Source organism: Deefgea piscis (assembly GCF_019665785.1).
GTDB lineage: Bacteria > Pseudomonadota > Gammaproteobacteria > Burkholderiales > Chitinibacteraceae > Deefgea.
The window spans coordinates 2,969,390-2,990,201 of sequence record NZ_CP081149.1 but is presented as its reverse complement, the minus strand read 5'-3'; the positions used below and the strand labels follow the sequence as shown (position 1 = coordinate 2,990,201).

19 protein-coding genes are annotated in these 20,812 nt (G+C 49.7%); 5 read left to right on the top strand and 14 right to left on the bottom strand.

The genetic code is table 11. The features are described from left to right. Window positions 1–15: 15 nt before the first annotated feature. Window positions 16–924, bottom strand: a complete 909-nt coding sequence (prmB, locus tag K4H25_RS13940; RefSeq protein ID WP_221021045.1) for a 50S ribosomal protein L3 N(5)-glutamine methyltransferase — start codon at window positions 922–924, stop codon at window positions 16–18. Window positions 925–1,402: 478 nt separating this feature from the next. Between prmB and K4H25_RS13935 the strand changes: the two genes are divergently transcribed. Next, on the top strand, window positions 1,403–2,764 hold the full coding sequence (locus K4H25_RS13935) for a DEAD/DEAH box helicase (protein ID WP_308443217.1): 1,362 nt from the start codon (window positions 1,403–1,405) through the stop codon (window positions 2,762–2,764). Between the two features lie 71 nt (window positions 2,765–2,835). On the opposite strand, the gene K4H25_RS13930 is transcribed toward K4H25_RS13935, so the two are convergent. Together K4H25_RS13930 and K4H25_RS13925 are read right to left on the bottom strand one after the other, a co-directional pair. Then, the gene (locus K4H25_RS13930) at window positions 2,836–3,597 is read right to left on the bottom strand and encodes a MipA/OmpV family protein (RefSeq protein WP_221021044.1); all 762 of its coding nucleotides are present in this window, start codon (window positions 3,595–3,597) and stop codon (window positions 2,836–2,838) included. Window positions 3,598–3,676: 79 nt separating this feature from the next. Next, window positions 3,677–3,988, bottom strand: coding sequence for a DUF2322 family protein (locus K4H25_RS13925; protein WP_221021043.1), 312 nt, complete (start codon window positions 3,986–3,988; stop codon window positions 3,677–3,679). 94 nt (window positions 3,989–4,082) lie between these two features. Here K4H25_RS13925 and K4H25_RS13920 point away from each other — a divergent pair, with 94 nt between their 5' ends. Continuing rightward, entirely contained in the window at window positions 4,083–4,400 is a 318-nt protein-coding gene (locus tag K4H25_RS13920) for an EF-hand domain-containing protein (RefSeq protein WP_221021042.1), read from the top strand. 74 nt (window positions 4,401–4,474) lie between these two features. Here K4H25_RS13920 and K4H25_RS13915 read toward each other — a convergent pair whose 3' ends face one another. From K4H25_RS13915 to cysE, 10 genes are all read right to left on the bottom strand, one after another. Further along, window positions 4,475–5,410, bottom strand: a complete 936-nt coding sequence (locus tag K4H25_RS13915) for an HD-GYP domain-containing protein (protein WP_221021041.1) — start codon at window positions 5,408–5,410, stop codon at window positions 4,475–4,477. A gap of 192 nt (window positions 5,411–5,602) precedes the next feature. Next, window positions 5,603–5,797 carry a Fe-S cluster assembly protein IscX gene (gene iscX, locus K4H25_RS13910; protein WP_221021040.1) on the bottom strand — a complete coding sequence of 65 codons (195 nt, stop codon included), beginning with the start codon at window positions 5,795–5,797 and terminating at the stop codon, window positions 5,603–5,605. A gap of 348 nt (window positions 5,798–6,145) precedes the next feature. Beyond that, entirely contained in the window at window positions 6,146–6,484 is a 339-nt protein-coding gene (gene fdx / locus K4H25_RS13905; RefSeq protein ID WP_221021039.1) for an ISC system 2Fe-2S type ferredoxin, read from the bottom strand. 85 nt (window positions 6,485–6,569) lie between these two features. Continuing rightward, window positions 6,570–8,426 (bottom strand): Fe-S protein assembly chaperone HscA, encoded by a 1,857-nt coding sequence (gene hscA / locus K4H25_RS13900; protein ID WP_221021038.1) that lies wholly within the window; start codon window positions 8,424–8,426, stop codon window positions 6,570–6,572. Window positions 8,427–8,660: 234 nt separating this feature from the next. Continuing rightward, on the bottom strand, window positions 8,661–9,191 hold the full coding sequence (hscB, locus tag K4H25_RS13895; RefSeq protein WP_221021037.1) for a Fe-S protein assembly co-chaperone HscB: 531 nt from the start codon (window positions 9,189–9,191) through the stop codon (window positions 8,661–8,663). A gap of 148 nt (window positions 9,192–9,339) precedes the next feature. After that, window positions 9,340–9,663, bottom strand: coding sequence for an iron-sulfur cluster assembly protein IscA (gene iscA / locus K4H25_RS13890; RefSeq protein WP_221021036.1), 324 nt, complete (start codon window positions 9,661–9,663; stop codon window positions 9,340–9,342). Window positions 9,664–9,730: 67 nt separating this feature from the next. After that, window positions 9,731–10,111, bottom strand: a complete 381-nt coding sequence (iscU, locus tag K4H25_RS13885; RefSeq protein ID WP_173532107.1) for a Fe-S cluster assembly scaffold IscU — start codon at window positions 10,109–10,111, stop codon at window positions 9,731–9,733. Window positions 10,112–10,303: 192 nt separating this feature from the next. After that, window positions 10,304–11,518 (bottom strand): IscS subfamily cysteine desulfurase, encoded by a 1,215-nt coding sequence (locus K4H25_RS13880; RefSeq protein ID WP_221021035.1) that lies wholly within the window; start codon window positions 11,516–11,518, stop codon window positions 10,304–10,306. 56 nt (window positions 11,519–11,574) lie between these two features. Then, window positions 11,575–12,051 (bottom strand): Fe-S cluster assembly transcriptional regulator IscR, encoded by a 477-nt coding sequence (iscR, locus tag K4H25_RS13875; RefSeq protein ID WP_221021034.1) that lies wholly within the window; start codon window positions 12,049–12,051, stop codon window positions 11,575–11,577. A 199-nt stretch (window positions 12,052–12,250) separates the two neighbouring features. After that, entirely contained in the window at window positions 12,251–13,009 is a 759-nt protein-coding gene (cysE, locus tag K4H25_RS13870) for a serine O-acetyltransferase (RefSeq protein WP_221021033.1), read from the bottom strand. A 506-nt stretch (window positions 13,010–13,515) separates the two neighbouring features. Between cysE and K4H25_RS13865 the strand changes: the two genes are divergently transcribed. After that, complete coding sequence (locus K4H25_RS13865) at window positions 13,516–14,373, top strand: hypothetical protein (protein WP_221021032.1); 858 nt, start codon at window positions 13,516–13,518, stop codon at window positions 14,371–14,373. A 396-nt stretch (window positions 14,374–14,769) separates the two neighbouring features. Here the strand turns inward: K4H25_RS13865 and K4H25_RS13860 are convergent, their stop codons facing one another. Next, window positions 14,770–16,401 carry an alpha-glucosidase gene (locus K4H25_RS13860; RefSeq protein WP_255587694.1) on the bottom strand — a complete coding sequence of 544 codons (1,632 nt, stop codon included), beginning with the start codon at window positions 16,399–16,401 and terminating at the stop codon, window positions 14,770–14,772. Between the two features lie 170 nt (window positions 16,402–16,571). On the opposite strand from K4H25_RS13860, the gene glgB reads away from it, so the two are divergent. Beyond that, window positions 16,572–18,764, top strand: a complete 2,193-nt coding sequence (glgB, locus tag K4H25_RS13855) for a 1,4-alpha-glucan branching protein GlgB (RefSeq protein WP_221021031.1) — start codon at window positions 16,572–16,574, stop codon at window positions 18,762–18,764. Then, window positions 18,758–20,803: a glycogen debranching protein GlgX gene (gene glgX, locus K4H25_RS13850; RefSeq protein WP_221021030.1), complete on the top strand. Its 2,046-nt coding sequence runs from the start codon at window positions 18,758–18,760 to the stop codon at window positions 20,801–20,803. Before glgB ends, glgX begins: the two co-directional genes overlap by 7 nt. The last annotated feature ends 9 nt before the right edge of the window (window positions 20,804–20,812 follow it).

Genomic DNA, 20,812 nt, shown 5'->3' with positions numbered 1-20,812 from the left:
ATATACCCTTATTGATTACAAGCCTGCTTCAACTAGCATTTCACGCGTGAGCAAGAAGACAAAGCCGTCACCTGATTCGGTGCTTAACCATACAAACGGCAGTGTTGGGAATTGCGCTTCGAGCTCGTCGCGGTTATGGCCGATTTCAACAACCAATACACCGCGTGGATTTAAGTGCTTGGTCGCTTGCGCTAAGATTTCGCGGGTGATATCGAGGCCATCTTCACCGCTACCTAAGGCCATTTCTGGCTCATGCAGATATTCTGGCGGTAATTCGGCAACGCTGTGTGCGTCGACATACGGTGGATTGGAAATAATCAAGTCGTAGCGTTCATCTGGAATCGCTGCGAATAAATTCGAGTCGAGCAAATCAATTCGATCCCCCAAGCCATATTCCAGGATGTTGATTTCAGCCACATCGAGCGCATCGGGCGAGAGATCAATCGCATCAATGGCCGCATCGGGGAAGGCGTGCGACATTAAAATCGCCAAGCAAGCCGATCCGGTACACATGTCCAGCGCGCGGTGGATGAGTTCTGGATGCTCTACATACGGCTCTAAGCCATCGTTAAATAAAATCTCGGCGATAAATGAGCGCGGCACAATCACGCGTTCATCAACATAAAATTTAAATTCGCCCAAATACGCTTCTTTGGTTAAATACGCTGCGGGCTTACGCGTAACCACGCGTTCTTGAATCACATCGAGCACTTGCGCGATTTCTTCTGGCAATAAATGCGCGTCAAACACCGGCTCTAGGCGGTCAATCGGTAATTTGAGCGTGGCTAAAATCAAATAAGCTGCTTCGTCCCACGCTTCAGTGGTGCCGTGACCATAAAATAACTCAGCGGTATTAAAACGGCTGACGGCAAAGCGGTGCAGATCACGCACGGTGCGTAAATGTTCACGGGCGATATCGTACATACGTTGGGCTCCAAAGTGGGGTAGTGACAGTGTGCTAAGGGCTGTTGGCATTTGGTTTTTCGCCGCGCCCAGCCCGCTGGGTTTGGCGGCGGCTGTTTAGATAAAGTCACCTGATGCTGCGTTACCAAGCGCTGGCGTAGAATGACTACGCTGCGCGCTTCGTGCCTTGCCTCAGGCCCAAATCCGCATAAACGCGGCTGGCAAACCAAGCGTCAACAGACCCTAGTTTACTGCGATTGGCTTAGCTTGCCGTCATTTCAACAGAATAATTTGATCTAGCCCGTATTCGCTCAATGAATGAGCGTGTATCGAGGATGCGCCTTGGCTGGCCGATGATGAGTGGCAATCAGCGTTAAATGCTTGGTTTTATACTGGATTTTATCGCTGATCGACGCCATTGGCTGCAGACGAAGGTAGGCATATGGGCGCGCTTGGTGTAAAGTGCTGCCTTTAGTTTTGTCGCGTGTATTGGAGTGTAATGAGTATCACATTTGCATCATTAGGCTTGGCGCCTGAAGTATTGAAGGCGGTCGTTGCACAAGGCTATGAAACTCCCACTGCGATTCAAGCTGAAGCAATCCCGGTTATTTTGGCCGGTAAAGATGTGTTAGGCGCCGCGCAAACCGGTACCGGTAAAACCGCCGCGTTTACTTTACCGATTTTGACGCGAATTATCCGTCACGCCAATCACAGTGCTTCTCCGGCACGTCATCCGATCCGTGCTTTGATTTTGACGCCAACGCGTGAATTGGCCGATCAGGTGTACGCCAATGTGGCCACTTACAGCAAGGGCACGGGTCTGCGTAGCCATGTGGTGTATGGCGGTGTGGATGTGAAAGCGCAACAACCAGCGCTGCGTGAAGGGATTGAAGTTTTGGTCGCCACGCCAGGCCGATTGCTGGATCATATCCAGCAAAAATCAATTAATTTATCGCAAGTTGAAATTTTGGTCTTAGACGAAGCCGATCGCATGCTCGATATGGGTTTCATTCTCGATATTCAAAATATTTTCAATTTGTGTACCAATCGCAAGCAAACGCTGTTGTTCTCGGCGACTTTTGCGCCCGAAATTATCAAGCTGTCCAAGCAATTTATGCATGAGCCAGTGAAAATTGAAATTTCACGCCAAAACTCAGCCAATGAATCCGTCAAACAAGAATTGCATCCGGTTGAAACCGGCCGCAAACGCGCTTTGTTGGCGCATTTGATTCGGGTGCATCAAATGACGCAAGTGATTGTGTTTTGCCGTACCAAAATCGGTGCCGATCAAGTGGCGCGTGATTTAAAACGTGCTGGCTTTAATTGCGAAGCGATTCATGGCGACCGCGATCAACGCGCGCGCACTGAAGCGCTGACTAAATTCAAAGCCGGTGAAACGCAAGTGCTGGTTGCCACCGACGTGGCTGCGCGCGGTTTGGATATTTCTGATTTGCCGTATGTGGTGAATTACGAATTGCCGACCAATGCCGAAGATTACGTGCATCGTATTGGCCGTACCGGTCGTGCTGGTGCTACCGGTGTGGCGATTTCTCTGGTTGCGCCCGAAGAAGGCAAGGCTTACGAAGGCATCAAAAAGCTACTCAATCGCGAAATGCCGTTGATTCCAGTGCATGGCTTCTCGCCGGGTACGATTCAAGTGATCGACGAGCGTCCAGCGCGCGCTGAGCGTCGTCATCATGTTGACCCAACGACCGATAAAGGCGTGAAAGAATATCAACGGATGCCATCGCGCGCGCAGCGTGATGCCAGCGATGTGCCAGCGTTCCCAAGTAATTTACCTAAATTACCCAAGCGTGCACCACAAGTGGCGGCGCTGTTCTTGCCGAAAAAACACGGTTAATTACCGATTGAATGCAAAAGGGCCGAAAGGCCCTTTTTTTTGGGCTCGCAATCGGCTGATTCAGTGCTGGCTTACCAGATATAACCCAGACCTAGCCCCGCATAAAACTCACCGCGATGTTGCACAATCGGGCTGTTTTGGATGTTTTTATCGTACAGCTCGTAATTGACTGCGGCCATGCCGATCCAGCTTTTATTAAATCGGTAGCTGCTAATGATGGCCATCATTGGAGAGACTGTACTGCCGGTATCCCAGCTTGGGCGGCTACTGCTCGCTTCTTGCGCTGAAACCCCACCAAAATAGTAATTTGCCATCTTGCTACTGCGCACCATGACGCCCATGCCGGGCATGATGAGTAGATTGTCGCGCACAATCGGGAAATCAGTCCAAAATAGGGCTTCTTGTCCTTTACTATTACCGGTGATATCGCTCGATACCCGCATACTCAGTAGCGCAAAGGGCAGGGCGTAATTGAGCCCAACACCGGCTTCAAGCTGGCCTTTACGTTTGATCATGCCGGCCAGTGCTGCGTGGTCCTCTGGGTCTAGATTGCCAAAGCGAACCCGGCCGTAAGCGTACAGCCCGAGCTTATTTTCTTTATAAAAATAATAGCGGGCTCGATCGCCTAGATACATTAGACGATCGCCAAAATAAATCAGCCCAGGGATGGCGTATATCGCAGCATCTTGGGCTTGATAGCGTGCTTGTCCACCGAGCACGACACCGCCGACGATGAGTCCGCTGGGAATTGGACTTTGTGGATTATCACTGGCTAAAAAATCCAAAGAACCAAAATCAATTTCAGCTTGAGCAGGTATTGCGCTCAAAGCCATGACTGATAATGCTAAACGGGCAATACATCGGTTTAATGTAGCACAAGGCATACGATACTCGGGGCGATGGTGATTCGGTTTAAGCGGCAACGAGGCGAACAGCTAAAGGCTGGCCACCTTCGGCAATCGGTAATAGACGATCGATATTGGGATGCTTACCGGGAAAGCTTTGCGCATCGGCGGTGTGCTCGGCATACAGGCGTAAACCTTTTTGCGCGGCGATATCGCTGATGGCGCCAAATTCTTGATACAAAGCGTGGTATAAGCGCACGCTACCGGCTTGGCCGGGGCGATTTTCAATGCGGGCGATCACGGTTTCACCATCGAGTAATTCAATGGCCGATAAGTGATCAATGCTTGGCATTAAGGCCAGTTGTTCAGCAAAAGTCATTTTTTTATCCTAGTCGTCAACCAAATTGAAGGTTGCGACGTTATATCACACAGAACATGCTGCATAGTGCAGTTTGCTGGTTTGGAGAAATAAAATGCATACTTCAATGAAAGCTTTGTTATTAGCTGCGACTGTTTTTGCCACTTCGATGGCTTTCGCTGCCACGCCAACTTGCCCACAAATGCCAAAAGGCGATATCACTAAAGCAGAGCATCAGAAAATGTCGGATGCCCGCTTTGAGCAAATGGATGCCAATAAAGATGGCACCGTAACCGTGGCTGAACGCCTTGCTGCACGCGACGCCATGCGCGCCAATTGCTCAAGTAAAAAAGGCCATCGCGGTATGGGGCATGGCTCAATGCCAGCTCACGCGTCGATGCCAGCGCATGCTTCGATGCCAATGCATCATTAATAAGCTAGCGATTCCTCGTGAAAAAAAACGCCAAGTCAGCTTGGCGTTTTTTTATGGGGCAAAGCAATAGCGCGTTAAATTTGCGCGTCAGGCCCCCAAATTTGGCTGAGCGGCATGGCGCCCGCGATAATGCGGCTATCAATGACTTTTAGAATTCTAAATTCAGCCAATTGACCATTACGGCGGATGGCTTGCGGATAGAGCTGATCGTCGCGATCAAATAGCGCGAGAATTTGCGGTGCGGCGGCGCCAATCGCTTGCTCAATCACCACGCCACATTCGCCATTATTGAGTAACACCACTGAGCCCGGTGGATAGCTACCAATCGTCTGGCTAAATAAATTCACCAGTTTTTGATCCAAACTGCCACCGGCACTATTGAGCGATGTTTGTAAGGCCACATCGGCTGATTGGCTGGTTCGATAGGTGCTGTTCGACAGTAAGGCGCAATAGCGATCAGCCAGACCAATCAAGCGGGCGGCAAATAACACCGCATCCCCCGCGAGCTGCTGCGGATAGCCGCTGCCATCGGGTGCTTCGTGATGCTGCAAGACGCAATCGAGCCACATCGAGTCGGCCACACCTAAGTTACGTAGTGCTTCGCGGCCTTGCGCTGGGTGCAGTTTGATTTGGCTGAGCTGTTCGGGGGTGAGTGCGCTACTTTGCTGGGATAATTCATTTTGCAGCTCATACATGCCGATATTCATCGTTAGTGCCGCAGCGATAAAATGCCAGCGCTCGGTTTCGCTATGCCCTAAGTTTTTGAGCGCTAAATTGACAACAATAGCCACATTGATCGGATGGCGCACGGTATAGGGGCCATTTAGATCAAGCTGTATCATCGCTAACGCTACATTGCTATTTTGTTCGCAAGCGGTAAATAAATGCTGAATAACGGCATTGATTTGCACAATAAAGCTCGCCTGATTGGGCGTTTGTGCCAAGCAGGGAGCGAGTTGCTGACGTGCAGCCAAGATATGCTGCGCGCTAGAAAGTAAGTCAGTGGTCATACAGCATCATCAATTAGGACAATGGCGTTAGTTTAGCTGATTCTATTCTTGCATGACAGCTTAAGGTTTGTTGACGCTTTGTTTACCAATCGCGTTTGTGTGGATTTTGGCCTAAGGCAAGGCACGAAGCGCGCCAGCGCGGCGGAAAACCTAATGTCAACAGAACCTAGATTGGATGAAAGTGTTGCTGCTTTATTCGGCTTCGTCGATCCACAACATTTGAATCGCTTCGAGGATTTTTTCACCGCAATGCGAAGGGTCATCGTTAAAGCCGTCTAGCGCCAGCACCCAGTCGCGTAAATCAGTAAAACGAATGGTGCTTGGATCGGTATCAGGGAATTTTTCGCTCAATTGAATGGCGATTTCGCGGCTATCGGTCCATTTCATGATTTGCTCCTTGGGTATAGTTGGCTAGGCTGTTATTTTATTTGGCTGGATAGTTATACCCTAGCCGATTAGGCGATGTTCAGATTACGTGTTGATCGTTATTTAAGTGCCTGCGGCACATTGCTTTACAGTCGCAATCCGCGACGGGGACTTACTTTCTTTGCGTCGCCAAAGAAAGTAAGCAAAGAAAGGCGACCCGAGCGCGCCCAGCTCCGCTGTGCCCTCGATTGTCGTGAGCCAAACGATAAAACCGTTTGTCTCTCTCCGCACTCGGTGCGCTTGGACGGGATTTTAAGCCCCAGCTCAACGAGAGAGGCACAGCATCAATCCATGATCTGAATGCTCTGATTAGTGATGCTCACGCGCATGGTTGATGGTGTATTTAGGTAATTCAACCACCAATTCAGTGTCGGCCACTTCGGCTTGGCATGACAAACGTGAGCAAGATTCTAGCCCCCAAGCTTTATCCAGTTGGTCTTCTTCGAGCTCATCGGCTTCGTTAAGACTACTAAAACCTTCACGAATTAATACGTGGCAAGTGGTGCAGGCACAGGATTTTTCGCAAGCGTGTTCGATCTCGATGTCGTTCGCCAGTAGTGCATCACAAATCGTGGTGCCGGGCTCGACGTCAAGTACCGCCCCTTCTGGGCAGAGCGTCGGGTGGGGTAATACAACGATTTGAGTCATGGTCAATCCTTCATTCAAACAGCGCAATGCTTGCGCTGGTTTTAGCAATTGCAAAAACGATGATTGCGCGCAGCGCGCTGTGTCGTTAAATATCAGTAATTTTGTGGCCGCTTAAACCGCGTTTGACGGCTGCATTCATGCGGCGGCTGGCAAATTCATCGCTGGCGGCATTCAGTTGCTCGGTGCCGGCGATTAAGGCGTTGGCATCATCACCAGCAATTAGCGCTTGTAAGTGGGCTAGTGCAGCATCAATTGGCTCACGCTCGCTTGGATTGAGTAAATGACCGTCGGTTTCGAGTGCAATCAATACCGCGGCGACAATGCTGCTGGCTTCAACGCGCGCTTCAGCGAGCTTTCTGGCTTGCAAATCCACATTGGCATGGGTCATTGATTCAGTGAGCATGCGGCTAATTTCATTGTCGGTCAGACCATACGACGGTTTGACCGCGATGCTCGCTTCAATGCCGCTCGATTGCTCACGCGCAGAAACTGACAGCAAACCATCGGCGTCAACTTGGAAAGTCACGCGAATTCGCGCCGCACCGGCGACCATTGCAGGAATACCACGCAGCTCGAATCGCGCCAAGCTACGGCAATCGCTAACGAGTTCGCGCTCACCCTGCAATACGTGAATCGCCATCGCGGTTTGGCCGTCTTTAAACGTGGTGAATTCTTGTGCGCGGGCCGTTGGAATAGTGCTATTGCGGGGAATGATTTTTTCGACCAAACCGCCCATGGTTTCTAAGCCCAAAGACAATGGAATCACATCGAGCAGCAACCAATCGTCGTCCCCTTTATTGCCCGCCAATACATCAGCTTGAATTGCTGCGCCAATGGCAACGACTTTATCGGGGTCCAGATTGGTTAGCGGTTCTTGGCCAAATAAATCACGCACCGCTTTGCGTACATGCGGCATCCGCGTTGCGCCGCCCACCAAAACCACGCCTTTCACGCTGGCAAAATCGAGCTTGGCGTCGCGCAGCGCTTTTTTAACCGGCAATAGTGTTTTGCTGATTTGGTGCGCGGTCATTTGATGAAAGAGTTCGGCGCTGAGCGTTAAATCCACCACCTGCCCATCCGATAAAACGGCGGTAATCTGGGTGCTGGTGTGATCGGTGAGTGCTTCTTTGGCTTCGCGTGCTCGCGTCAGTAGCAGGCGCGTATCGTGTGGATTGGGGCCGTGAATGCCTGCCTGCTCTAAAATCCAACAATAAATTCGGTGGTCAAAATCGTCGCCACCGAGTTGCGAATCACCTGACGTGGCGCGCACTTCAAACACGCCGCGCGTGAGTTCGAGCACTGATACGTCAAATGTGCCGCCACCCAAGTCGTAAATCACATACGTGCCTTCAGACGCATTGTCCAAGCCATACGCAATCGCAGCGGCAGTCGGCTCATTCAAGAGCCGCAAGACATTGATGCCAGCAAGGGTAGCGGCGTCTTTGGTCGCTTGGCGCTGCGCGTCATCAAAATACGCTGGAACAGTAATGACAGCACCGACGAGCTCGCCGCCGAGGCTCTCCATCGCGCGCGCTTTGAGGTTTTTGAGGATTTCGCTCGACACTTCAACCGGGCTTTTTATCCCTGCGCGCGTCACGATTTTGAGCATGCCCGGCTCATCAACAAAGCGATACGGCGTGGCTAAATCGGCGATGTCATTGATGCCACGGCCCATAAAGCGTTTCACCGACAGCAGTGTATTGCTTGGGTCGACATTTTGCTGCGCTTGCGCCGCATGGCCAACCAGCGTTTGTCCTGATTGGCTGTAATGCACTACCGATGGCAGTAGCGTGCGACCATCATGGTCGGGCAGGCAGACCGCGCTGCCACTTTTTACCGTTGCGACTAATGAATTGGTCGTACCCAAGTCGATGCCCACCGCAAGACGGTGTTGATGTGGCGCGGCTGAAAGGCCGGGTTCGGAGATTTGCAACAAAGCCATTGGCTTAAATCCTAAAAATCTAATCGATTAAAATGCTTTAAGGTATATGCCTGAAGCGATTTATACGTAAAGGCTTCAGGAATATACCCTAGTGTAGGGCAGATAATAACCTGCCAAACTGGCTGGAAATAAAATTGAGCACCGTAGATACGATTAGCGCAGCGTAATCGTACGTAAGCCATTCCTCCGATTTCGCTACGCTCTATCGGAGCTACGATACTGCTCGGCTAGCGATTAATACAAAATCGCTTCAATCGCATCACCAATTTCTTGGTCGAGCTTTTCCATAAAGCGTAATTTTCTCACGCTCAGCGCAGCGTGGATATAGTCTTTTTGCCCATCGATTTGCATTGCCAATTTGTCTTCAAGTGCTTGCATTTCGGCGCGCATCTCGCTGGCTAGGTTTTCTAGCGCGCTTAAATTTTGGCTGGCTTTGGCCTCCGCAATGCTTTCGCGCCATTCCATTTGCGCCAGCAAAAAATCCATCGGCATTGCAGTATTGGTTTCTTCTTGCGTATCGATATCGGCCAATTTGAGTAAATACCGCGCTCGAGCGAGGCCTGATTTTAAGGTCTGATATGCTTCGTTGATATGCGTGGTCGCTTGCAAGCTTTGGCGTCGTTCTGCATCGCTGGCCGTCGCAAAACGATCTGGATGAAATTGAGCCACAGCTTCGCGATAGCGGGTATCGAGCAGTTTGGTGTCAATCGCAAAGGCGACGGGCAGATCGAATAGGGCGAAATGGGATTGATTGAAGTTGATCATGGGGATGGGGTGAGTGGGGAATAGGGAATAGCAAAAACATACTTTTTTGCTGACACATTGATATTAAAAAGGACGGGAGAGAGTTCTAAGTCGACAGTACAAATACTGATCATTCCCCATTCTCCAGTCCCCATTCACTATACTTCGCTTACACGCCAAAGCTTTCGCCACAGCCGCATTCGTTTTTAACGTTGGGATTGTTAAATTTAAATCCTTCGTTGAGGCCTTCTTTGGTGTAATCCAATTCAGTACCGTCCAAATAAGCGAGTGATTTGGCGTCGGTGTAAATCTTGGCGCCATGGCTTTCAAAGACCAAATCAGTGTCGCTTTCAACGTCAACAAATTCGAGCTTGTAGGCCATGCCTGAGCAGCCCGAGGTTTTGACTGCTAGACGAATCCCAAGGCCTTTACCGCGTTTTTTAATAAAGTTTGCGACGTGATTTGCTGCCGCTTCGCTAAGTGTTAGTGCCATATTGAACTCCATGATGGAGTAGGGTGGGGCGTTAGGCGTATTTCAATCCCGACTCCCCATTGCCTACTCACAGGTGTTTTTGCTTGTAATCTTCGACTGCGGCCTTGATTGCATCTTCAGCCAAGATTGAGCAGTGAATTTTAACCGGTGGCAAGGCGAGTTCTTCAGCGATTTGGGTGTTTTTAATCGCCAAGGCTTGGTCTAGTGTTTTGCCTTTAACCCATTCAGTCACCAAGGACGATGATGCAATCGCTGAGCCACAGCCGTAGGTTTTGAATTTTGCATCTTCAATCAGGCCATCGGCACCGACTTTGATCTGCAATTTCATCACATCGCCACACGCTGGCGCGCCGACCATGCCGGTACCTACGGTGTCGTCGCCTTTTTCAAAAGCGCCCACATTGCGTGGATTTTCGTAATGATCGAGTACTTGTTCGCTATATGCCATTTTCTTCTCCTGACGGAGAGGGATTGGGGATTGGGAATTAGGGATTGCTCAAGCCTGTTGGCTTCTTGCTTCAAATCCCTGATGCCCAATCTTTGATCCCACTCTTGAATTTAATTCTTGGATTCAATTGGAAAGGACAGGAAAGGTATGCAATGAATGCGCTTGACCATTCCCTAATCCCCATTCTCTGTGTTAATGCGCCGCCCATTCGATGGTGCTGATATCAATGCCTTCTTTATACATATCCCACAATGGCGACAAAGCACGTAGCTTGTCGATCTTGCCCTTGATCAATTCAATCGCAAAGTCGATTTCAGCCTCAGTCGTAAAGCGGCCAATGGTGAAACGAATCGAGCTGTGTGCCAACTCGTCCGAGCGGCCCAAGGCGCGCAATACGTACGATGGCTCTAGCGAGGCAGAAGTACAGGCCGAGCCGGATGATACTGCCAAGTCTTTGAGTGCCATAATCAGCGACTCGCCTTCGACATAATTGAAACTCACGTTCAAGTTGTGCGGAACGCGGTGCACCATATCGCCATTTAAATGGGTTTCTTCGATTTCTTTAAGGCCATTCCACAAACGATCACGCAAAGCGCCGATGCGTTGGTTTTCGGTGGCCATGTCTTCGCGCGCAATGCGGAATGCTTCGCCCATGCCGACGATTTGATGCGTTGCCAAGGTGCCTGAACGAAAACCTCGCTCATGGCCGCCACCGTGCATTTGTGCTTCTAGACGAATGCGTGGTTTACGGCGAACGTAGAGTGCACCCATGCCTTTCGGACCGTAGGTTTTGTGCGCCGAAAAACTCATTAAATCGACTTTCAAAGTCGACAAATCAATCTCGATTTTGCCAGTAGCTTGGGCGCTATCAACATGGAATACGATGCCGCGTTCGCGGCAGATTTCGCCAATGGCGGCGATATCTTGGATCACGCCGATTTCGTTATTGACTGACATGACCGAAATCAAAATCGTATCTGGGCGGATCGCAGCTTTGAGCGCGTCTAAATCGAGTAGACCATTGTCTTGTACATCAAGGTAAGTCGCTTCAAAACCTTCGCGCTCAAGTTCACGCACGGTGTCTAGCGTGGCTTTGTGCTCGGTTTTTACTGTGATGATGTGTTGACCCTTGGCTTTATAAAAGTGCGCCGCACCTTTGAGTGCCAAGTTAATTGATTCTGTCGCACCCGAGGTCCAAACGATTTCTTTTGGATCGCAATTGACCAAAGCCGCTACTTGTTCACGCGCTTCTTCGACAGCAGCTTCAGCTTCCCAGCCAAAGGGATGCGAGCGGCTCGCTGGGTTGCCAAACATTTCGGTTAGATAAGGAATCATCTTTGCCGCAACGCGTGGATCAACAGGCGTAGTCGCCGAGTAATCAAGATAGATCGGATGTGACAGATTCATAGGTCTTGCTCCAATTTCAAAATCGATGGGGTTGGCCCCGTGTAGTCTTTTTTTGCTCAGTGGTTAGCGGTATTGCTGGCGCGCTTGTCTTGTAAAACACCGGTTTTATCACTGCAGCGCTTTAATTTATTGTTTTGCTTATCGATTAAATCACCTAAGGTCACCCCAGATAAATAATCGTAAATGGTGCTGCTTAAATCGCTCCACAAATCGTGGGTCATACAGCGGCCTTCGTCGCGACAATTTTCTTTGCCGCCGCATTGCGTGGCATCGATGGGCTCGTCAACGGCTTGAATGATTTCGGCGACATTGATCTTGCCTGCTGGACGAGCAAGGCAATAACCACCGCCCGGACCACGCACGCTTTCAACCAATTCGCGGCGGCGTAATTTACCGAATAATTGTTCTAAATAAGACAGTGAGATATGCTGCCGTTCGCTAATTCCAGCAAGCGTAACAGGACCACCGGCTTGGCGTAGTGCCAGATCAAGCATCGCGGTAACGGCGAAGCGGCCTTTGGTGGTCAAGCGCATGAGGTTTCTCTACTGATTTATCTTGTTTTGATGGTATCAAATCCCGACTATTTTAGTCAAGTAAAAGCCCGACTAAAATAGTCGGGATTAAGCTTGACTTTCGAGCGTGCTTTTTTGCTTGGTGGCAGGTCTTTGATTTCACTTAAAAAATACGATTTGGCCGCATTTATGCCGACAAATCGATTCGTCAAATCTGTATTTAATCGACAATTTGATTCAAATGTTTGGGATCAAATTGATCCACGCTGGCTCTTTCTTGGCTGCAGTCTACGCCGAGTTGTTCTAAGCGTTGTAACACCATTTCCAGACGTTGATCGGTCGTGACTGAATGATCAAGTAGCGCATGAATCGCTTTCACCATCGGATCATTCATATCACTGCCCACACCATAAGCTGAAAAGCCCAATTGCTCAGCTTTTTCGGCGCGTTGTTGATCGAGCGTTTTGTCGACCATCCGCGCTAAATTGGCCACCATCGTCGCGCCCGCTGGCACGTCTTTAATCACCACGGCATTGGGGCCGATTTTGGCATCGTCGCCGATTTCAATCGGGCCGATGATTTTGGCGCCTGCGCCAATCACCACGCCTTTACCGAGCGTAGGGTGGCGCTTACCGGGTTTGGAGGCCAGACCTAAGCCGCCTAAGGTAATCCCTTGATAGAGCGAGCAATCATCGCCAATGATGGCGTGCTCGCCAATGACCGTACCCATGCCGTGATCGATAAAGACCCGACGACCAATCGTTGCGCCCGGATGGATCTCGATACCGGTTAGAAAACGCGAAGTGTGCGAGACGATACGCCCGAGCAGTTTCCAATCGCGCCGCCATAAGCTATTGGCGATTAAATGCAAAGTGAGCGCATGAAACCCCGGATAACACGTAATGACTTCCAGTGTTGAACGGGCAGCAGGATCGCGGTCAAAAACCACGCGGATATTTTCACGCAAACGCTCAAGCATGGGTGTCATTTCAATGGGAGCTGAAAAGCTGACTATTTTACTCGGTTTTATACCCTACAGCGAGTGCTCAACAGCCCTTATTGCCAATAGCTGTCGATTGCTGCTTTGTTGAATAGGGCACGGCTGGATGCTTGATTGAGTTTTTAATGCAGCACGGCTTGAGCTTGGTTACTTGAGATTGAGCGACATTGAATGAAGTCGCAGTGTGACTCGTGATTTTGTATTGGATGAATCCGTAATCTGTGCATTTTTGATGGTGAATACAGCAGACCCCGTTCAGATCAAATGTTTGCTGTCATCCAATGAAAAAATAAATTAAGTTTTTGAAATTATTTCCGATAGCTTTTGTAGCTATTTGGCATGATTTTGGCGCTAATTAGGATGTGAGCTAGCTTTTGCATTGCTTCGCAAGTGCGCTTTTAAAACAGACAAAATTCAAAATTAGCTTATTGAAATGGCTCAAATATTAGAGTTGCACATTGCGTAAAAACTAGAGGATTAAGCTCATGATTCGTAGAACAAGTACGGTTTTTGAATCCGTTGAAATAAATCCTTACAATGGCGCTGATACAGCTGAAGCCAAAGCATTTCGAGCACTATTAAATAGTGAGGGGCAACTCACCCTTGGCCCTCGCCACATCAACCCTGAACCAATCGTCCCTGCTGATGTGCAGCAGGCCAATCAGCAGCTGTATGACGGCGCAGAAACGATGAAGCGCGCCTTAGAGCGCGTCGATTACGATATGCGCAAACAAAGACCCGACATTATGACCGATGTGGGGTTTCATTACGGTGGTCATGTCCTTCCACTACCCGAGTTTTATTCGGCATCGCGTGCAGATGGCACGACCTATTTAACCGACAAGCGCATTGTTGACAAGGGTTATGAAGCGCGCGGCTACGATTTTGCGACTAGCTCGGCTTGGGATTTTACCGTAGAAAATGGCAAGTTTCGGGCGTATAGCAAGTCGGTCACAAAGGGGCAATACGATTTCGTCACGCAAGGTGATTCGGGGGGCGGAACGAGTGGCTGGGGCGGCACAGGGATGGTGCAAGCCGTAAGCCAAGATCAATTGGCGGTGATTGAAAAAACACTGAATGAAAATAAAGAGCTACTCAAGGGCGTCACCGCATTACTCAACGGCATACAGGGCACCGATGATGAAGTGCCAAACGCGCCACACCTGTCATTGAAAGATTTGGTTGGAAACGCGGAAGTGCTCGCTGTACAAGAAACTGGGAAAATTCCAGGCAAAGACTATAGAGATCTGAATAAAGCGGAAAAATCCATCTTTTACCGGCGAGCGGCTCACGAAATGGATGCCAGCTTACAAACAATAAAAAACATAAATACACATGCGTGATTATTTTCATGTTTGTTACGTAAAATTTTTTACTTATGCCCTTTCTCATCTTATGTAAGGCTAGCAAAATGCGTATCTCGTTTCGAAAAACTGCAGTGATAATCGCCATCTTTTTTTAGCACAGCACACGCCGTTACAATTTCTAAATTAGACGATAACAACAACAGAACAGGTGAAACGCGGGCAACGGGCATTAATAATGCCAACCAAGTTGTGGACTATTCATATACCAACGAAGCTTCTATTCCATCCGCTAACCATGGTATATGCCGCTAGCTATTATTTAATGGCGGCTACCAGCATATACACATACTTTGTAGCTTCAGTGCTGATTCGGTGTGGATGGTTTTAAGTGCGAGTGGCACCGCATCAACACCAAATCGGCACACGATCATTTTATTCAATTTTGCCGAAATAACCGCCCCAAGCTTGTAGCACGATGTATTGCTTGACGATGGCGCCGCCCATTAGGCCGTGGCCATCCATGGTGGCGATGTTTTGCCATTGTTTCGGTAGTTTGATGCGGTGCTCATTCTCGCTGAGGTTAAACGCGATTAACATTTTTTCGCCATTGCTGCTGCGCTCAAACAGCAAAATCGGTTCAGGCGCGGCCAAAAAGGTGATGTCACCGAGCACTAATAATCGATTTTTCCGTCGCCAAGCGAAAAATCGCCGCGTGAAATTTAAAATTGAATCGCGCGGTTTATCTTGCACATCAACACTGAGTGCTTGCTGCTCGGGCGAGATCGGCAACCACGGCGTAGTGCCGCTAAAGCCCGCAAAGGGCGCATTAATATGCCAAGGCATGGGCGTGCGACAACCATCGCGGCCTTTAAACTCGGGCCAGAAGGTCTTGCCATATGGGTCTTGCAATAATTCAAATGGAATCTCGGCCTCGGGCAGACCCAGCTCGTCGCCTTGATATAAACACACCGAACCGCGCAAGCTGCCTTGCAAGGCAATCATTAGCTTAGAAAAGGGCGCGCCGCCGCGGCCTTTGCCCCAGCGCGTGGCAACGCGGGGTACATCGTGATTGCCCAGCGACCAACACGTCCAGCCGGGGTTGGCCAATGCGGCAAATTGGCTTTCCATGATTTGTACGCGCTGGCGAATATGCGCAGCGCTAAAGGTTTCGGTGAGTAAATCAAAGCTATACGCTTGATGGAATTTATCGCCGCCTTCGGTATATTCAGCAATGCGTTTGGGCGAATCATCGTCGCCAATTTCACCGATGCTGGTGGCGCGATAGCGATTGAGTCGTTTGCGGATTTTTTTTAAAAAAGCCAGGTTTTCGGGTTGCGATTTATCGTACAGATGTTGCTGCATGCCATAAGGATTACTCGCCGCAACACTGGTCGTGTCGGCGACCAGCGCCGGCGGGTTGTTGCGCAGCAATGCATCATGAAAATGAAAAATACACGCATCAAATCGAAAACCGTCTACGCCGCGTAGCAACCAAAATTCCAACTCGGCAAGCAGCGCTTTTTGCACCGCTTTGCTATGGAAATTTAAATCCGGCTGGCTGCTTAAAAAATTGTGCAAATAATATTGGCAGCGGCGCGCATCCCATTGCCAAGCGCTACCACCAAACACCGATAACCAATTATTGGGTGGCGTGCCGTCTGGTTGTGGATCAGCCCAAACATACCAATCGGCTTTGGCATTGTTTCGTGAGCTGCGACTCTCAATAAACCAAGCGTGTTGATCAGAGGTGTGCGATAGCACTTGGTCGATGATGATTTTGAGCTTGGCTTTGTGCGCCGCTTTAATGAGCGCATCAAAATCGGCTAGGTCGCCAAATAGCGGATCAACCGCGCAATAATCGCTAACATCGTAGCCAAAATCAGCCATTGGCGATTTAAAAAATGGCGAAATCCACAAGGCATCGACATTGAGTGATTGCAAATACGGTAAACGCTGCAAAATGCCGCGCAAATCGCCCACGCCGTCATTATTGCTATCCATAAAACTGCGTGGATAGATTTGATAAATCACCGCGCCGCGCCACCAATCAGACTTTTTCATCATTGGTATTCCTTACTGGGGTCAATGTGTCGGCAATATAGGACTATGTTTCATTTCGTCTTGCGTAAGCTAGTGGCAAACACATAAGATCGGTAAGCCCTGCTAACTCAGCAGTTAGTCTTAGGTTTGACTATAAACAATCATTGCGCAAGCTACCGCCGATCGAGGTTTCGATGATTTCAGTTGATTTAGCCCGCGTTGCTGCAGTTTGTTCTGGTCTGGATGCGGACCCATTTTCTTTCTTGGGTATGCATATCGTTGACAACACGGTGCAAGTGCGAGCTTGGCTACCTACGGCGAAACATTGCAGTTTAATCGAAAGTAAAACCGGTAAAAAGCTAGCCGATTTTGAGTGTATTGATGAGCGCGGTTTTTTTGCTGTGGTGGTGCCACGCCGGGTGCATTGCTTTGCGTATCATTTGCGCGTGCAATGGCAAGATAAGACGGATGATATTGACGATCCATACCGCTTTGCGCCGATTTTAGGCGAAATGGATTTATGGTTATTGGCCGAAGGCAATCAATTACGTCCTTACGAGCGGCTGGGAACACATTTTTGTACCCAAGATGGTGTTGCTGGGGTGAGTTTTGCCGTTTGGGCTCCCAATGCGCAGCGGGTGGCGGTGGTTGGCGATTTTAATTGCTGGGATGGTCGACGCCATGGCATGCGCTTACGCAAAGAATGCGGCGTATGGGAGATTTTCTTGCCGCAGGTGGCAGCAGGCCAAGCCTACAAATATCAAATTACCGATCAGCAAGGGCGGGTGGAGTGTAAGGCTGATCCGTATGCGTTTTCGGCGGAATTACGCCCAGCTACAGCGTCGCGAGTGGCGCAATTGCCGGCATGGATTGAAGGCACGACAAGCCGCAAAGCGGCCAATGCACTCAATGCCCCGATCTCGATTTATGAAGTGCATTTGGGCTCTTGGCGGCGGCGACCAGAAGACGCAAATCGCTGGCTCACTTATCGCGAACTCGCTACTGAATTACTCGCCTATGTGCTCGATATGGGCTTTACCCATATTGAATTGCTACCGATTAGCGAGCATCCATTTGATGGTTCATGGGGGTATCAGCCGCTAGGTCTTTATGCGCCGACATCCCGATATGGTACCCCAGATGATTTTCGTTTTATGGTGGCCACGTTCCAAGCTGCTGGCATTGGGGTGATTTTAGATTGGGTGCCGGGGCATTTTCCGGCCGATGTACATGGTTTGGCGCAATTTGATGGCACGCCTTTGTACGAGCATAGCGATCCACGTGAAGGCTTTCATCCCGATTGGAATACGCTGATTTACAACTTTGGTCGCAATGAAGTCCGCAATTTTTTGATCGGTAATGCGCTGTATTGGTTGGAACGCTATGGCATTGATGGGCTGCGGGTGGATGCGGTGGCCTCGATGCTGTACCGCGATTATTCGCGTAAAGACGGTGAATGGATTCCCAATCAATTTGGCGGGCGAGAAAACCTCGAAGCGATTGATTTTATCCGCCGGATGAATGAAGTTGTTGGCGTGGAGCGACCCTCTGCCGTGACTTTGGCCGAGGAATCAACGTCATTTCCTGCGGTATCGCGCCCGCCAGCGATGGGCGGTTTGGGCTTTCATTACAAATGGAATATGGGTTGGATGAACGACACGCTGTCGTATATGCAAGAAGACCCAATTAACCGCCAATATCATCATCACAAAATGACCTTCGGTTTGGTGTACGCCTTTACCGAGAACTTTGTGTTGCCTTTGTCGCACGATGAAGTGGTGCATGGCAAGGGTTCGCTGTTGAGCAAAATGCCGGGGGATGATTGGCAAAAATTTGCCAATTTGCGCGCGTATTACGCCTTTATGTGGGGGCATCCGGGGAAAAAATTACTGTTTATGGGTTGCGAGTTGGCGCAAGTGGCGGAGTGGCAACACGAAACGAGTTTGGATTGGCATTTGCTCGATGCCGAACATGGACATCATCGTGGCGTTCAGCAATTGGTGAAGGATTTAAACCGCACTTACCGCAGCCAAGCCGCGCTGTATCAGCTCGATTTTGAACCGCGCGGTTTTGAGTGGATTGCGCATGATGAGGGTGAGCAGTCGATTTTTAGTTTTATTCGCCACGGTGATGTCGCCGATGAATTTGTGGTGGTGGTGAGTAATTTCACGCCAGTGCCCAGACATGGTTATCGCCTTGGCGTGCCCAAAGCGGGTTTTTATCAAGAAATACTCAATAGCGATTCGTATTTTTATGGTGGCAGTAATTTGGGCAATGTCCTGCTACTGAGTGAGGGTATTTCAGCACATGGCAGGATGAATTCTATCTGCATGACGATACCCCCATTAGCAACACTGTATTTACGCTGGAGTGAAACCGCATGCTAAGCAAGGGGACGCCCTATCCCTTGGGGGCCACATTTGATGGTGATGGGGTTAATTTTGCGCTCTTTAGCGAAAACGCCAGCGCCGTTACCTTGTGCTTGTTTGATGACACCGGACTCGTTGAAACCGCCAGTTTGGCGATTGAGCATTGCAGTCATGGTATTTGGCACGGCTACTTACCCGATGCCCAGCCTGGCCTGGTGTATGGCTATCGAGTGAGTGGCCCTTATCGTCCCGCCGAAGGCCAGCGGTTTAATCCGCATAAAGTGGTGCTTGATCCCTATGCCAAAGACATCGTTGGCCAATGGGTTGATAGCCCGTTGTACTTTGGGTATCAGCCTGCCAGCCCCGAATTGGCTTGTGTTGATGACAATACCACCGTGGCTTTGAAGGGGAGAGTGATTCATGAGCCCTATGATTGGGGCGATGATGAAGCGCCCAATACCGATTGGTCAAAAACAATTATTTACGAAGCACATGTGCGTGGTTTGACGCAGTTGCATCCGGATATTCCCGCTGAAATTCGCGGCTCATACGCGGCCATTGGCCATCCGGTGATGCTGGCATATTTTAAACAGCTCGGCATTAGCGCGATTGAATTGCTGCCGGTGCATTGGCATTTGGATGAGCCGCGCTTGATGCAGCTCGGTCTGCAAAATTATTGGGGTTATAACAGCATTAATTTTTTTAGCCCTGAAGCCAGTTATTGGTCGCACCGCGCCGGCACTACGCCGTTGTCAGAATTTCGCGATATGGTCAAAGCCTTGCACTCAGCAGGCATCGAAGTGATTTTAGACGTGGTGTTTAACCATACCGCCGAGCAAGATCATATGGGGCCGACGCTGTCTTTTCGCGGCATTGATAACGCCAATTATTATGTGCTGACGGCAAATAACGCTGCGCATTATGAAAACTGGAGTGGTTGCGGCAATGTGCTCAATGTTTCGCATCCACGGGTGTTGCAATTGGTGATGGATAGCTTGCGCTATTGGGTGAACGAATGCCATGTCGATGGCTTTCGCTTTGATTTAGCACCGATTATGGGGCGATTAGACGGGCACTTTACCAGCAACGCGCCATTTTTTGCCGCTATTGCGCAAGATCCGCAGTTATCCATGGTGAAAATGATTGCCGAGCCTTGGGACATTGGCCCAGGCGGTTACCAAGTCGGGCATTTTCCGCAAGGATGGGCCGAATGGAATGATCAATACCGAGATGCCATGCGGAAATTTTGGCTGCATGATGGCGTGAATCGCGCCTTGTTTGCGCGGCGTTTTGCGGCCTCCAGCGATATCTTTCATAAGCAGCGCCGGAGTCCTAAATCATCAATTAACTTTGTTAGCGCGCATGATGGCTTTAATTTGCGTGATTTGGTTTCGTATAACCACAAGCATAATTTGGCCAATAAAGAACATAACCGCGATGGGCATGGCCACAATTACAGTTGGAATTGTGGCTTGGAAGGGCCGAGCGAAGATCCGGGGATTTTATTACTCAGGATGCGGGCGACCAAGGCGATTTTAGCCACTTTATTACTCAGCCAAGGCACGCCAATGCTGCTGGCGGGGGACGAAATCGGCCACACCCAGGAGGGCAATAATAATGCGTATTGTCAAAATAACGCGATTTCTTGGCTCAATTGGTCACAAGCCGATCACAAACTGACAGATTATGTCGCCGAACTGATTAAAATTCGCCGAGAATGTGCGGTGTTGCAAAACAGCCGATGGTGGACGGGTCAGCCCGACGAAGATGATATTCAAGATGTGGTTTGGCTCAATCCATCGAGCCAGCCTTTGCAGGCGCATGATTGGGAAGACGCCGCAGGCCGCGCGTTGATGGTGTGTTTAGCCAAAAATCTATTGGTGCTGATGAATGCTTCAGCGCATCAGATTCATTTTCATTTGCCGGCCGGCATTTGGGCCATGCGCTTAGCCAGTACTGGTGACCCACAGTCAGACTTTAGCGGCAAAGACTGCCGCGTTGCGGCGCGTAGCGTCACGATTTTACAAAGAGATTTAAGCCGTAATCAAGGCGATTAAAGAGGATCG